Source organism: Clostridioides sp. ES-S-0054-01, from assembly GCA_021561035.1.
Lineage (GTDB): Bacteria > Bacillota > Clostridia > Peptostreptococcales > Peptostreptococcaceae > Clostridioides.
In genome coordinates this window covers 2,527,291-2,543,066 of record CP067346.1, presented here as the reverse complement: position 1 = coordinate 2,543,066, position 15,776 = coordinate 2,527,291, and the positions used below count along the sequence as shown (strand labels likewise).

General features: G+C 27.5%; 15 protein-coding genes and 1 tRNA gene. 14 read left to right on the top strand and 2 right to left on the bottom strand.

The features are described from left to right. Window positions 1–22 precede the first annotated feature (22 nt). The 4 genes from JJC02_12020 to JJC02_12005 all read left to right on the top strand — a co-directional run bounded on the left by JJC02_12020 (window position 23) and on the right by JJC02_12005 (window position 2,986). Window positions 23–697 (top strand): uracil-DNA glycosylase, encoded by a 675-nt coding sequence (locus JJC02_12020; protein ID UDN53629.1) that lies wholly within the window; start codon window positions 23–25, stop codon window positions 695–697. A 248-nt stretch (window positions 698–945) separates the two neighbouring features. Continuing rightward, entirely contained in the window at window positions 946–1,785 is an 840-nt protein-coding gene (locus tag JJC02_12015) for a G5 domain-containing protein (protein UDN53628.1), read from the top strand. A 243-nt stretch (window positions 1,786–2,028) separates the two neighbouring features. Then, window positions 2,029–2,125 (top strand) — tRNA-Sec (locus JJC02_12010). A 153-nt stretch (window positions 2,126–2,278) separates the two neighbouring features. After that, entirely contained in the window at window positions 2,279–2,986 is a 708-nt protein-coding gene (locus JJC02_12005; GenBank protein ID UDN53627.1) for a tRNA threonylcarbamoyladenosine dehydratase, read from the top strand. A 141-nt stretch (window positions 2,987–3,127) separates the two neighbouring features. Here JJC02_12005 and JJC02_12000 read toward each other — a convergent pair whose 3' ends face one another. Beyond that, window positions 3,128–3,964, bottom strand: a complete 837-nt coding sequence (locus tag JJC02_12000; GenBank protein UDN53626.1) for an MBL fold metallo-hydrolase — start codon at window positions 3,962–3,964, stop codon at window positions 3,128–3,130. A gap of 188 nt (window positions 3,965–4,152) precedes the next feature. Between JJC02_12000 and JJC02_11995 the strand changes: the two genes are divergently transcribed. The 4 genes from JJC02_11995 to holA all read left to right on the top strand — a co-directional run bounded on the left by JJC02_11995 (window position 4,153) and on the right by holA (window position 8,663). Beyond that, window positions 4,153–5,058, top strand: a complete 906-nt coding sequence (locus tag JJC02_11995; GenBank protein UDN53625.1) for a DUF2156 domain-containing protein — start codon at window positions 4,153–4,155, stop codon at window positions 5,056–5,058. A gap of 8 nt (window positions 5,059–5,066) precedes the next feature. Continuing rightward, complete coding sequence (locus JJC02_11990; protein ID UDN53624.1) at window positions 5,067–6,251, top strand: GNAT family N-acetyltransferase; 1,185 nt, start codon at window positions 5,067–5,069, stop codon at window positions 6,249–6,251. Window positions 6,252–6,364: 113 nt separating this feature from the next. Continuing rightward, window positions 6,365–7,666, top strand: coding sequence for a ComEC/Rec2 family competence protein (locus JJC02_11985; protein UDN56421.1), 1,302 nt, complete (start codon window positions 6,365–6,367; stop codon window positions 7,664–7,666). Beyond that, a complete protein-coding gene (holA, locus tag JJC02_11980) occupies window positions 7,620–8,663 on the top strand; it encodes a DNA polymerase III subunit delta (GenBank protein UDN53623.1) in 1,044 nt (347 codons plus the stop codon). Before JJC02_11985 ends, holA begins: the two co-directional genes overlap by 47 nt. Window positions 8,664–8,844: 181 nt before the next feature. On the opposite strand, the gene rpsT is transcribed toward holA, so the two are convergent. Continuing rightward, on the bottom strand, window positions 8,845–9,111 hold the full coding sequence (gene rpsT / locus JJC02_11975; protein ID UDN53622.1) for a 30S ribosomal protein S20: 267 nt from the start codon (window positions 9,109–9,111) through the stop codon (window positions 8,845–8,847). 524 nt (window positions 9,112–9,635) lie between these two features. Here rpsT and JJC02_11970 point away from each other — a divergent pair. The 6 genes from JJC02_11970 to lepA all read left to right on the top strand — a co-directional run bounded on the left by JJC02_11970 (window position 9,636) and on the right by lepA (window position 15,678). Then, window positions 9,636–10,157, top strand: a complete 522-nt coding sequence (locus tag JJC02_11970) for a helix-turn-helix domain-containing protein (protein UDN53621.1) — start codon at window positions 9,636–9,638, stop codon at window positions 10,155–10,157. 33 nt (window positions 10,158–10,190) lie between these two features. After that, a complete protein-coding gene (locus tag JJC02_11965; GenBank protein ID UDN53620.1) occupies window positions 10,191–10,967 on the top strand; it encodes an alpha/beta hydrolase in 777 nt (258 codons plus the stop codon). Window positions 10,968–11,318: 351 nt separating this feature from the next. Further along, complete coding sequence (locus JJC02_11960) at window positions 11,319–12,272, top strand: GPR endopeptidase (protein UDN53619.1); 954 nt, start codon at window positions 11,319–11,321, stop codon at window positions 12,270–12,272. Between the two features lie 17 nt (window positions 12,273–12,289). Next, on the top strand, window positions 12,290–13,309 hold the full coding sequence (locus tag JJC02_11955; GenBank protein UDN53618.1) for a stage II sporulation protein P: 1,020 nt from the start codon (window positions 12,290–12,292) through the stop codon (window positions 13,307–13,309). Between the two features lie 30 nt (window positions 13,310–13,339). Next, window positions 13,340–13,591 carry a hypothetical protein gene (locus tag JJC02_11950; GenBank protein ID UDN53617.1) on the top strand — a complete coding sequence of 84 codons (252 nt, stop codon included), beginning with the start codon at window positions 13,340–13,342 and terminating at the stop codon, window positions 13,589–13,591. Window positions 13,592–13,872: 281 nt separating this feature from the next. After that, entirely contained in the window at window positions 13,873–15,678 is a 1,806-nt protein-coding gene (gene lepA / locus JJC02_11945) for an elongation factor 4 (protein UDN53616.1), read from the top strand. Window positions 15,679–15,776 lie beyond the last annotated feature (98 nt).

Sequence of the window (15,776 nt, the reverse complement as noted above, 5' to 3'; positions counted from 1 at the left end):
TTGAAAGGAATTGGTGATAATTATGGTTAACTTAGGAAACGATTGGGATGAATTATTGAAAGAAGAATTTGAAAAAGATTACTACTTAAATTTAAGAAAATTTCTTATAGAAGAATATAGAACACGTCAAATTTTTCCAAATATGCACAATATATATGAAGCTTTAAAACACACTTCATATAAAGATACTAAAGTTTTAATACTAGGACAAGACCCCTATCATGGAGATAATCAAGCTCATGGTTTAGCTTTTTCAGTTCAACCACAAGTGAAAACTCCACCATCTCTGTTAAATATGTATAAAGAACTAAAAGATGATTTAGGGTGCTTTATACCCAACAATGGGTATTTAATGCCTTGGGCAGACCAAGGAGTGTTACTTTTAAATACTGCTCTTACTGTTAGAGCGCATGAAGCTAATTCTCATAAGGATAAAGGATGGGAAATTTTTACTGATAGAGTAATCTCTATTTTAAGTGAGCGTGAAGACCCAGTTATTTTTGTATTATGGGGAAGTAATGCACGTAAAAAAGTAGAGTTGATTGATACAAGTAAGCATTATATTTTGGAAGCACCTCATCCAAGCCCATTGTCAGCAAATAAAGGCTTTTTTGGATGTAAACACTTCTCTAAGATAAATAAAATTTTGGAAAAGTTAGGAAAAGAACCTATTGATTGGCAAATAGAAAACATATAAAAGTAAAAGGTAACAAAATGATAACAAAACAACAATAAACAATGACATTGTTGTAACTAATAGAAATATGCTTAAATGGTTGAAAATACTATATATGCATATTTCTATTTTTTTGTCAAGTTGACAACTCTTGAAAAAATAGTTACAATTTAGTTACACAAAAAAACACAAATAAAAAAGAAACTTACAAAGCAGAATTTTATGAAGCAAAATATATAGTGTAAAAAATCTTAGGGAGGAAATTTTATATGAATTTTAAAAAATTGAGTAATGCTAAAGTCTCGGTAATGGCGGTTGTTTTATCAGTTGGAATATTATCGGGATACTCTGCACTTAATAAACAAGTAACATTAGTAGTAAGGGGAGAAGAAAGAACTATATCAACGTTCAGTTCTAATGTAGGAGACCTTTTAGAATCTCAAAACATTAGCTATGATGCAAATGATATAGTTACTTTAGATGAAAATTCAAAGTTATCTAATGGAGATAAAATAGAAGTAATTGATGTAAAGGAAAAAACAGTTGTAGAAACTAAAGACATTCCATTTGAAGTTACAGTTGTTGAAGATGATTCTTTATTAAAGGGAGATTCTAAAGTTAAAGAAGAAGGAAAGTCTGGTAAAAGTGAATTAATATATAAAGAAACTTATCACAATGGAAAGAAAGTAGAAAAGGACTTTGTGAAAAAGGTTGTTAAAGCTGAGCCAGTAAATAAGGTTGTAAGCAAAGGGACAAAGGTAGAAATGCAAGTAGCCTCATCAAGGGGAGAAAGCTCAAGAAGAATGGCTTCATCATCATCTAGTAGCAGTAGTAGCAACAATGGTAAAAATATGAGAGTGGTAGCAACTGCATATACTGGTCATAGTATAACTGCAACAGGAACAAAACCTAAGTGGGGAACAATAGCTGTAGACCCTAAGGTTATACCATATGGAACTAAAGTTTATATACCTCAATTTGATATGGTGTTTACTGCAGAAGACTGTGGTGGAGCAATAAAAGGAAATAAAATTGATATATATATGAATGATTCAAAAACAGTTTATAACTGGGGAAGAAAAACTATAGATATACGTATATTAAAATAGTTAAATAATTTATATTTACACTGGAAATTATATTTTAATTATATAGAGAAGAAACTCTTTATAGATTCTTAAAATATAATTTCCAGTTTTTTAGTTTAGATATACAATAAAAGATGTAAATTTTAACCATGTATAGATAAAAGCTATTTAAATTATAATTTACTATCAGATGAATCTATAAAAATTGTTGCAAAGAGTCAAAATATATGATATTATAGATTTCGTTGAGAAGGATTTCATTATGGGAGTGGATGGGTGCCGGTGTGCCCTCTAGTCTTCAAAACTAGTATGAGGGGTTAAGAGCCTCTTAGGTGGGTTCGATTCCCACGCATTCCCGCCAGTATGTAAAGGGTATCTTTTAATATTAAAAGATACCTTTTTAAATTTATTTTAAGATAATTTACTTTTAATAATATATGATATTTTTGTATTATATAATGTAAATTTTCTAATACTATTATATATTTAGATAAAAGTCTAGGAGAGTGGAAAGATGGAAAATAACTTTACAACAAGAACTAGTTTTTTAGTTGGAGATGATGGGATAGAAAAACTTAATAATTCAAATATAATAGTATTTGGAGTTGGAGGAGTTGGTAGTTTTACTGTTGAAGCTTTAGCAAGAGCTGGAGTAGGTAATATTACTATTGTAGATTTTGATGATGTAGATATAACCAATATAAATAGACAAATACCAGCCTTACATTCAACTGTAGGAAGGTATAAAGTTGATGTTATGGAAGAAAGAATATTAGATATAAATCCTAATATCAATATAAAAAAAATAAGAAGTCTTTATAATAAAGACACTAGTGATGAAATACTTACTGAAAGATATGATTATGTTGTGGATGCAATAGACATGGTAAGTTCTAAAATACATCTAATTGAAACTTGTGAAAAAAAAGGATTAAAAGTAATAAGTTCTATGGGTATGGGAAATAAGTTAGACCCAACTAAAATAGTTGTTACGGATATACACAAAACAAGCACTTGTCCTTTAGCTAAAGTTATGAGGAAAGAACTTAGAGATAGAGGTATTAAAAAATTAAAAGTAGTATATTCTACTGAACAACCAATAGAACTTAAAAAGAAAGTAATGAATGGCAGAAAAGTAACGCCTGGTAGTGTATCATTTGTTCCCTCTGTAGGAGGGCTAGTAATCGCATCTGTAATAGTTAATGAACTATTAGGACAATAAGTTTTAAATATTTTAATTTATAAATTTTATATACCAACTTGAAGGCTAGAAGCATTAATATAAAACAATTTTATATTCATACTTTTAGCCTAATTATTTTACATTACCTTATTTTATGTAGTTGTAGTTTTGTTTTTTATATTATGTATCTATCTCATATTTATGTTTTGTGAATATAATTTCTCCATCACTATAAAAAACAATATCTCCTATTTTGTCTGTTCTATAAATTGATACATGGTTTTGTTTTAGATTATTAATAACTTCTCTGTGTGGATGACCATATTGATTTTTATATCCACATGATATTGCAGCTATATCTGGACTAATTTTTTTTATAAATTCTAAAGATGATGAAGAATTACTTCCATGATGACCTATTTTTATAAAATTAATATTGTTTAATTCAAAAGAGCGTAAGATTTCTTTTTCATTCTGTTCTTCAGCATCGCCCATAAATAAAAAAGAGTTATCATTAAAAGTTAATTTGAAAACTATAGAATTTAAATTAGATTCTTCTTGTATATATGATGGACTTAATACATATATATTTATATTGCTATCTATGTTTAAAACATCATCTTTGTAGAGATACTGAATAGATAGGTCTTTATCAGTACAAGAATTTATTAGGTTTTGATAAGATTCACTATCTGTTGATTGTTCGGGCATATACACGGAATTTACATTAAACTTTTTTATAACATTGTCAAGGCTTCCTATATGGTCTGAATCTGGATGTGTAGCTATTATAATGTCAATAGTCTTTATTCTTTTTTGTCTAAGATAACTAATAATTATGTTTTCACTATCTTCATCACCTCCATCAATTAATATATTCTTGTTTGTGGGTGTTTGTACTAAAATACTATCACCTTGACCTACATCAATCATATGTACAGATAGTAGAGATTTTTTGTCACAACCGCTTAAAAGTGATATTATAATAAGTATTGATAAAAAAATTTTATTTCTCAATAAAAAATCACTCCATTCATTACATGTTTATATAAATTTATGATGGGTAATATAAGATATATATGACTTATTATATTTTATATTTTAAACAATATAAATGAAATTAATACCATAACAAAATTGGAGTTTTTATAGATACAAAATAAAATTTTTTAAAAATTAAGCAATAAAAAAGGTAGGAGGATTTTATGTTTTTCAAAGATATTGAACTAAATTCAAAAAAAGAGTTAGACCCATATTTTGATTTAGTAGATTATGAAGCTTGTGAGTACTGTTTTAGTACTTTATATATGTGGCAACATGTTTATAAGACGGGATATTATATAGGTGAAGATTTTGCTGTTTTAGTTGGTGAGTATGAAGGAGATAGTTTCTCAATATTACCACTTGCTAAAAAAGACAAACTTCCAGAAGTAGTAGATTTTGTACTTGAATATTTTTCTAAAAATAATAAAAAAATATACCTAAGAGGTATTACTACTGAAGTAATAGAATTTTTAAAAGAAAAATATCCAGATAGATTTGAGTATATAGAAGAAAGAGATTTATTTGACTATATCTATGATGCAGAAAGTTTAAGAACTCTAGCTGGCAAGAAGAATCAAAAGAAAAGAAATCATATAAATTATTTCTTAAAAGAGTATGCAGGTAGATATGAAGCCAAGTTATTAGATAAAGAAAACTTTGATGAGTGTTTAGTATTAATGAAAGAATGGGAAAGTAATAAAGAAGAAAATAATGAATTTGATGAAAGTATGGATGATGAATTAATAGGTATCAAAAAGATATTTAACCATTATGATGTATTAAAAGACAAGGTAAAAGTGTTTGGTGTCTATGTAGATGGAAAATTAGAAGCTTTTAGTATAGGAGAACTTTTAAATAAAAATATGGCATTGATTCATATAGAAAAAGCTAATACTGATATAAGAGGTCTGTACCCATTTATAAATCAGCAATTTTTAGTAAGTGAATTTAAGGATGTTGAATTTGTGAATAGAGAAGAAGATTTAGGTATTGAAGGATTGAGAAAAGCTAAACTTTCTTATCATCCTTGTAGATTTGTTGAAAAGTACAGTGTTAGGGAGGCTTAGTAGACTATATGGAGATTAGATATGCTAAAGAAGAAGAAATAGAAAGTATAAAAGAGATTTGGAGCTATTGTTTTAACGACAGCGAGAGTTTTATGAAGTACTATTTTAGTGATAAATATAAATCTGAAAATACTGTAGTGGCTTTAGATGAAGGAAAAATTATTTCCTCTCTTCAGCTAAATCAGTATAAGTTATTACTAAATAATAAGGTATATAATACATCTTATGTCGTGGGAGTTTCTACACTTCCAGAAGGAAGAGGAACTGGGTATATGAGTAAAGTAATTAAATTTACTTTAAACGAATTGTATAAAAGAGGGCAATTAGTGTCTATATTGATGCCTATTGACTATAGACTTTATAGAAGATTTGGATATGAGCATTGTTATGACCAGATTGAATATACTATTAATACAGATGACTTAAAAAATTTTAAGTCAAGTGGAAGAATGATAAAGTCTGATTTATCACAAATTGATGATTTGATACGAATAGATAGAACTTTTTTAAATGAGGTTAATGGTAATGTGTTAAAAGATGAACATTATTATGAAAACTTATTTAAAGAGATTCAAAGTGAAGATGGATTTTTATACATTCATGAAGGAAATGAGAAGGATGGATATATAGTTTATTTTCTTCATGGAGATAAAATATTTGTTAGAGAGTTATTTTATAAAAATATAGATGCTCTTAAATCAATGCTCAAATTTATATATAATCATAATACTCAATGTAAGATAGCTACTATATCTACTCCTATAATAGATAAGATAAGATTTATATTAGACAACCCTAAGGATAGTGAGATAAAAATAAAACCTTTTATGATGGGAAGAGTTATAAATGTAAAGAAATTTATTGAAGATATAGATATTGATAAGGATATTAATGGTTCAGTTAATTTATTAGTAGAAGACAAGTTTATAGATGAAAATAATGGTCTATTTAAAATTTCTGTACAGAATAAGAAGGTATCTGTACAGAAATTATATAAAAAAGATACAGAAAAGGTTCAAGAAGGTTTTGATATTAAATTAGATATAAATACCTTAACACAGTTAGCATTTTCCTATATAGATGTAAAAGAAGCTCTTTTCTTAAACGATATAAAAGATGTTTCAGAAGAAACGATAGAAATACTTAATTGTATTTTCTTTAAAAAAAATAATTATATAAATGAATATATATAAGTAGAATACGTCAAAAGATTTTTATAACTTTTTGACGTATTTTTTTGTTTATATAATAATTTATCTTGTTTAAAAATTTACTATTTGAAAATAATCTAAATAATATGTTTTATATAGGAGTGATTATAATTCAAATAAGAAGACCTTTATTAATTATATTAATATTTGTGATAGTTATATCATTTATCATAACGAATAATGTGAAAAGTGATGCAGAGCTTAATGATAAGATAATAACTATACAGGGAATAGTTAAAGGGCAAGTTAAAAAGAAAAAATACAATCAATATAAGGTAGGAGTTTTTCTGATAAATGATTATACGAGAAATAAAAATTTGAAAATTGGTCAAGAAGTTAGCATTACAGGCAAATTTAAAAGCTTAGACAAAATGAAGTATGATGATTTTGATTATGGAAGATATATAAAAAGCACTGGCTATAAAGGTATAATATATATAAATAACTATAAAATTATTGGTAAAAATAAAATTTATTCTTTAATAGGAAAAATAAAGTCTTATATTAGTAAGACTTATAGGTATTTATATAAGAAAAACTCAGACTTTATAAATTCTATATTATTAGCAGAAGTTGAAAATTTGACTGACGAACAAAAAGAAATTTTTACTAGAACGGGAACTAGCCATGTAATATCTATATCAGGTCTTCATACAGGTATACTATGTGTAATTATATCCTTTCTATTAAGAGGTATAAATAAATTGTATAAATTATTAATACTGTCGATTTTTACAACTTTATATTGTATAATGGTAGGTGCGTCTCCATCCATAGTTAGGTCTATAACATTTGTTATGGTTTTTTATTTATCAATATTCATTGATAGAAAAAAAGATGGAATATCGGCATTGTCTCTAATAGGGATAGTTTTAATTATGAATAACCCCTATGTTATATATAATGTAAGTTTTCAATTATCTTTTTTAGCTACATTTTCTATATTAATATTCTATAATAAAATAAATAGTATTATAAAATTAAGTATGGTATCATTGACAATATCATCAAATATATTAACTTTGCCTATAATTTATTATACATTTAAAGGTATACCACTGCTTTCAATTATAGGAAATTTAATTATAGTACCATTTGTAGGAGTAATGATGTATTTAAGTATTGCAAGTTTAATAGTATTTAAAATAAGTGTAGTAATAGCTAAAATTATATCCCTTTTTAATAGTACACTGATAGAAAGCATATTTTTTTTACTAGAGAAACTCAGTAATTTAAGCTTTGCATACATTAATATAGAAAATCCTAAATTTTATATTGTAGTGATTTATTACATAGGAGTGTTTTTTTACATATTTTACATAGAAGGAAAAGAGATAAAGGAGCAAGAAAATGAATTACAAGGATATTATAAGGAATGTAAAAGAGAAAAATTTTGAAAAAATGTATCTTTTTTATGGAAGAGAGTATTATTTAATCGAGAATGCAATAAAAGCATTTAAAGATAGTCTAAACGAGGGAATGCTTGATTTTAATTTAGATATAATAGATGGAAAGGAAATAGTCTTAAATCAGCTTATAAGCTCTATAGAAACACTTCCATTTATGGATGATAGAAAAATAGTAATAATAAAAGACTTTGAACTATTAAGGGGAAAGAAAAAGAATTTTACAGATAGTGATGAGAAATACTTAATAGAGCATTTAGACAATACTCCAGACACTACCACTATAGTTTTTGTTGTATATGGGGATGTTGACAAAAGAAAATCTCTAGTTAAGAAAATAGGGAATAATGGAATCGTTTTTGATTGTGACAAACTTTCTGATATGGATTTATTTAAATGGATAAAAAAATCTTTTGCTTTAAATGACGTTATAATAGAAAATTCTCAAATAATGTATTTTATTGAACAAGAAGGATATAGAGATAAGAGTAGTGAAAAGACTTTATCTGATTTAGAAAACGAAATAAATAAAATAAGTTCATTTGTTGGTAAAGGAAATAACGTAACCAATGATGTAATTGATAAATTATCTCAAAAAAAAGTTGAGAACGATATATTCAAATTAATCGATTATATTGGAGAACAAGATGCTTCTAATGCAATGAAAATATTAAACGATATGATACAGGAAGGTGAGTCTGTTTTAGGTATATTTTCTATGATAGCAAGACAATTTAAAATAATTATGCAAGTAAGACAGTTACAACTTGATGGATATTCAACAAAACTTATAGCTGATAAATTAAAAATGCATCAATTTGTTGTAGGAAAAGCATTAAAGCAAACTAAAAATTTTTCTGATGATATAATTGTAGAAATATTAAATTATATATTAGAAAGTGATTATAAAATAAAGACAGGTCTTATAAGGGATACTTTAGCGGTAGAAATGTTGGTTAGTAAGTATTGTAAAAGAAGAGTTATATAAATTAACAGTATATAAAAAATAAATAGTAGGATTATTGTAGTTTAAAATAAAATAGACTAAATTGAGTTTAAGTATATAATACACTATAATATATCTAACTATTTATTTTTTATTGTATAAATTTTCAAAATAAAAAACCCCTACATAGGGGTCATTATATATAAGAAATATAAACTGGTAATTAAGCGTTCATACCGTTTAGTTTTTGAGCTAATTTAGCTACTTTTCTAGCTGCAGCATTCTTATGTATAGTTCCTTTAGAAGCTACTTGGTATATTCTTTTTTGAGCATATTGGAACTTAGCAACAGCATCCTCTCTGTTTCCAGCTGCAACAGCATCTTCGAATCTTCTTATTGCAGTTTTTATTTGAGATTTTCTAACTCTATTTAAAGCAGTTTTCTTTTCGATAACACTTATTCTTTTCTTAGCTGATTTTATATTTGCCACCGTGTTCACCTCCCTGTATTTTTTTATCATATTCATCGTCAACATATTAGATTTTAACAGAAATAAATCTAAAAATCAAGGATTATTATTTATATATTTTAATAATGTTTTTAATTTTGATTTTTTAGACTATAGATTGTGTATAAATAATTTGCAATATCTTGTTTTTATGTTAACGTATTTTATTTTTTAAATATTTTAACTCATATAAATTAATACTTTATTTTTACAACAAATATTTTGAAATAATACAAATTATTAACATACATTTTGATAGTATTTCCAATAATTATAAGATAATACAAGAAATTACTTATTTTTCTAAATTTAATAAAAAAATTTAGAAAAATATAAATTTATATGCTTAATTAAGATAATTTTTCCAATAATTAAGATGATTTTTTTATTTTATAGTATATCATTTAAGTAGAACTATAATATCTAGAGGTATTTATATCATAAACTTGATTAGTCTAAAAAAATAGACTATAATATTTTTATAGACCAAAGAAAGGGCTGATAAGATGGACATAGCAAAACTAATTTTAAATCCTGCAAGGCTTCGTATTTTACAGTATATTCGACTTCATGGCAGTGTTCGCACATCTGATATTGTAAAGTATTTAAATGATATTCCTCGTGCAACAGTTTATCACCATGTAAAAATTTTAGAAGAGAACAATATGATTGAAGTAATTGAAGAAAATCGTGTGCGTGGTACTATTGAAAAGGTTTATGCACTAAAGGAATATACAACATCTATGGAAGGAGAGACCTTCGTTGCACTTTCTACAGCATTTTATGTAGGTCTGATGCAGGAAATGAATGAATATTTTAGTAGAAAAGAGCAAGACCATAAAAAAGACAATGTATTTTTCTCTTCAGCATTGCTATATATGAGTGACAGTGAATATAAAAGTCTTCTTAAAAATATAGCTGATTTATTGAAGCCATATATAGAACAAAAGCCTAAATCAAATCTAAAACTTAGAAAACTTTCAATTATATCTTCTCCACCTACAATTGATAATGATAAAACAAAATAACATGAATCCCATTTTTATAAAAGGAGGTTACATATGAAATTTCATGAGTTTGGAAATAAAAACAGACCACATATTATGTTGATTCATGGAGGAGGGAATGCGTGGTGGAACTATTTGCGACAAGCAGAAGTTTTGTCTAACAACTATCATGTGATACTTCCTACATTGGATGGTCATGGAGAAGAATATGAAACAACTTACATTTCTACAGAGGATACAGCAGATAAGTTGATATCATATATAGATGAAAATTGCAGTGGGCGTCTTTTTGCTTTGTGTGGAGTATCGCTTGGTGGTCAAATTGTCATGGAACTTTTATCTCGGAAGCATGATATTGCTAAAAAAGCAATTATAGATGGTAGTATCTGCTACCCAAGACCTACTATGGCAAGGTTTTGTATTGCTGGTATCCGATTTTTTGGAGGGCTTCTATTTAGTGAGAAGGCTTGTCGCTTTCAAATTGCTATGATGCCAAAATTATTACCTGAAAATATGCAGTACCCAGATGAAATAAAAGCATACTATATGAAGGATATGCCAAATGTGAGAAAAGAAACATTCTATAATATGTATCGCACTTACATGATGAACTATACACTTAAAGCGAATGTTAAAAAAACCACAGCACAAGTAATGTATTGGTATGGAGAAAAAGAAATGAAATGTGTTAAAAGATCTGCAAAAATGTTTAAGTCTTATGTATCTTCTTGTGAGATTTATGAGGCTAAGGGATACAATCATGGATATTTATCACTTTATCTTCCAAATGAATGGTTGGAAATTGCTGAACCATTTTTTCAACAGGAATAAAGAAGTGAGGTGATTATAAGATAATTACTACCTATTTTTTAAAATGTAGTAAATGAATGAGATATGATAGGAAAAGAATTATTTTAAAGATAGTATATTAATGAGTGAAAACTTAATAGAAAAATGATAAATGGATTAAAGGTAGCGCCTATGTAAATAGTTGCTATTTTTTTATGTTTGTAAATAAATGATAGATATGAAAGTTTACTGACAAATTACTGACCAAACTCAATTTTCTTACATTGAAAGCCTTAATTTTACTTGTTTTAAATAAATTTATAGTTTTTTGTTATAAAATACTAAATTTTGTTAACAATTATAATTAGCATTTAATTTATACTGGAGGTTTATATGATTAATGTAAGAACAGATTTAGCTTTAGAAGCTAGTGAAATGTGTGAAAAGTCTCAAGAAGGAAGTAGTATTCCTGGCGTAAAAATAGAAACTAAAGAATTAGAAAACTGTATTGTAACAAAAGTTGAAGTAATAGATAGACAAGGCGCAGAGATAATGAACAAGGATATAGGAAAGTATATAACTCTGGAAAGTAATCTTATGAAGTTTGATGATGATGAATCAAGAGAAGAAATGATAAGTTATTTGAAAGATGAATTAGTAGATATATTTGGACAAGACAAAAACAAAAAAACATTGGTAATTGGTCTTGGAAATAGAAATATTACTTCTGATGCATTAGGACCAAAAAGTGTATCAAAAACACTTGTAACTAGACATATTTTTAAAAATTATAATAAAGATTATGATGATGATTTTTCTGAGGTGTCAGCTTTAAGCCCAGGAGTTATGGGAGTTACTGGAATAGAGACTAGTGAAATAGTAAAGTCATTAGTTGAAAAAGTAAAACCAGATAGAGTAGTAGCAATAGACGCATTGGCTTCAAGAAAAATGGAAAGAGTAAACTCTACTATACAAATATCAACAGCAGGAATATCACCTGGTGGAGGTGTTGGCAATACAAGAAAATCTCTAACTAAAGAAACTTTAGGAGTAGATGTTATTGGAATAGGAGTACCAACAGTGGTTGATGCAGCAACTCTTACAATAGATGTTTTAGATATGGCAATAGACAATTTAATAGCTCAATCAGAAGAAACAGAAAGTTTTTATGAAATGTTGAAAAAACTTAAAGAAGAAGAAAAATATCATCTAATAAAGGATTCACTAGACCCATATGACAAGAATTTAATAGTAACACCAAAGGATATAGATGATACAATCGAAAATCTATCTATAATAATAAGCGAAGGTCTAAATAGGTCTTTACATCCAGGTAGATTGGTATAAAATAAGGAGGAACAATTATGTTTAAAAAATGCATTAAAGTAGTAACCTTGACTTTTATATTAGCATGCATTTTACCAGGAAAATCATTGGCTTTGAATCAGGATGATTTTTTAAAGTTTTTAGTAAATTCATCTTATCCAGAAGCTAAAGTCGAAGGAAATGATACAAAAGATAAAAAGAATAATAAAAATAAAGAAACAAGCAAAGAAAATAAGGAAGAAAGTAAAGAAGAAAATAATAAATCTAAAGATGCAAGTAAAGTTGATAATAAAAAAGAGAGTGAAAAAGAATATATAAAACTTTATGTTGGTAAAGAAAATGTTCCAGATATTGAGTCAAAAAATTCAGATACAACTGAAACTAGCACGACATCTAGTTCAGATTATAAGGATGATTTAAGGGTAACTAAAGAAAATCCAAGAATCTTGATATATCATACTCATGGATGTGAAACTTATTCAAATTCACCTGCTGGAAACTACCATTCAAGAGATAAGAAAAATTCAGTAATGGAAGTAGGAAGTGCATTAACTAGTGCTTTAGATAGCAAGGGATGGGGTGTAGTTCATACAACTAAGTACCACGACTATCCATCTTATAATAACTCTTATGCAAGTAGCTTAAAAACAATACAAAGTATATTACCTAAATATAATTCAGTGGACATAGCAATAGATTTACATAGAGATGCTAGGGATTTAACTAATCCAGCCACTAAGGAAAAAGACCATTTAAAATATACAACTATGATAAATGGAGAGAGAGTATCAAAGTTCTTCTTTGTTGTAGGAGGCAAAAACACAAATAGAGCACAACTTAGAGCTTTAGCAGAAGATATAACTGCTTTTGCTGAGAAGAAATATCCTGGCTTGGTATCTCCAATAGTAGAAAAAGACTATGCTAGATTCAATCAATTTGCAGTTAAGAATCATATGTTGATAGAAATAGGAAATAACGCAACAAGTGTAGAAGAGTCTAAAGCTACTACAAAGTATCTAGCTGAGATTTTAGATGAATATTTTAAACAAAAAAATTAGAGCTTTAAGGTATAATTAGGAGCATGTTAAATGAGCCGATTAGAAAAAAATATAGAAAGTAAAAGTAAGCTAAGAAAATACAAGTATATTATGAAAATTATGTTTTTAATTACTATGATTATAGGTACATCAGTTTGTGTATTTATAGTAGACAGTAATGCAAAAAGTATGTTAGGAATGAAACAATATGATTTTCCAAGTATTAAATTTGATATAACAAAATTTGATTTTGATATATCGAACTTTGATATACATGAAATCATCAGAAAATTTAATAAGTAATAATAAGTGAATAAGGTTTATTGATTAAAATAAGCCTTATTTTAGTTATGTATTTTTGATGTATAAAATAAAAATTCATTAACTGTATTTTATAGGATTTACTTTAAGTTTACGATATTATATAATATTTAGTGTTAGACTTGATAATCCACATATAATGTGGATAATTTTGTTTAGTGCCAATTAGTTTATATTCAAAAATTTTAAATTTGGTATATAAAGAGTTTTTATATAATGTAAAATAATAACTATAAGAATAATCAAGAGGAGGGAATTTTAAGGTGGACAATAAACAAAGTAGAACTAGAAATTTTAGTATAATTGCACACATAGACCATGGAAAGTCTACCTTAGCTGATAGATTAATACAACAAACTGGGCTTGTTAGTGAAAGAGACATGAAAAGTCAATTACTTGACAATATGGACCTTGAAAGGGAAAGAGGAATCACTATAAAGCTTCAAAACATAAGATTAATGTATAAAGCGAAGGATGGAAATGAATATTACTTAAATCTCATAGACACACCTGGACATGTAGACTTTAACTATGAGGTATCAAGAAGTTTAGCTGCATGTGAGGGAGCATTATTGGTAGTTGATGCAGCTCAAGGTGTTGAGGCACAAACTTTAGCTAATGTTTATCTTGCTATAGACCAAGATTTAGAAATATTACCAATAATAAATAAAATAGATTTACCAAGTGCAAGACCAGAAGAAGTAAAAAATGAAATAGAAGATTTAATAGGGCTTGACTCAAGTGAAGCACCTCTTATTTCTGCTAAGACTGGTTTAAATATAGAAGATGTCTTAGAAGACATTGTAAAAAATGTTCCTCCACCTAAAGGAGATAATGAAGCTCCATTAAAGGCATTAATATTCGATTCTTACTATGATGCTTATAAAGGTGTTGTAGCTTATGTTAGAGTATTTGAAGGAACTGTTAAAAAGGGTATGACAATAAAAATGATGAATACCAATAAAAAGTTTGAAGTAACTGAAGTTGGTGTCATGGCTCCAGGTCAAACTGAACTTAGTGAATTATCAGCAGGTGATGTTGGTTATATTGCGGCTAGCATAAAAGATATAAGAAGTTGTCGTGTTGGTGATACGATAACAGACTCAAATAATCCTACAGAAGAACCTTTACCAGGGTACAAAAAAGCTACTCCAATGGTATATTGTGGTATATATCCAGGAGAAGGAGAAAAGTATGAAAATGTTAGAGATGCTCTTGAAAAGCTTCAAGTAAACGATGCTGCACTTGAATATGAAGCTGAGACTTCAGCAGCATTAGGATTTGGTTTTAGATGTGGTTTCTTAGGTCTTTTACATATGGAGATAATGCAAGAAAGACTTGAGAGAGAATTTAATCTTGATATAATTACTACAGCGCCATCTGTTATATATAGAGTTACAAAAATGGATGGAGAGGTTGTAATGATACAAAATCCTGCAAACTTACCAGAACCATCTGAGATAAAGATGATAGAAGAGCCGATAGTAAAAGGAGATATAATAGTTCCTAAAGACTATGTAGGTGTTGTTATGGAACTTTGTCAGGAAAGACGTGGAAACATGTTAAATATGGAATATATAGATGAGAGAAGAGTAATGCTTCACTATGACCTTCCTCTCAATGAAGTTGTTTACGATTTCTTTGATGCCTTGAAATCAAGAACTAGAGGTTATGGTTCTCTTGATTATGAGGTTAAAGGTTATGTAGCATCTACACTTGTAAAACTTGATATATTAATTAATAAAGAGCAAGTTGATGCACTTAGTTTTATTGTTCACGAAACTCGTGCTTTTCCTAGAGGAAAGGCAATGTGTGAGAAATTAAAAGGAGAGATTCCAAGACATCAGTTTGCTATACCTATACAAGCTGCTGTTGGTAATAAGGTTATTGCAAGGGAAACAATAAGTGCTCTAAGAAAAGATGTCCTTGCTAAATGTTATGGTGGAGATATATCTCGTAAGAAGAAACTTCTTGAAAAGCAAAAAGAAGGTAAGAAACGTATGAGACAAATTGGTTCTGTTGAAGTTCCTCAAAAAGCATTTATGTCTGTACTTAAATTGGATGAATAAATTTAGATAAAGATATTTAAAAGCTAGAGTGATTTTAGATTTATTTCTAAATTAATCTAGCTTTTTTGTAGTATATTTTAAGTAAACTCATAGAAAAT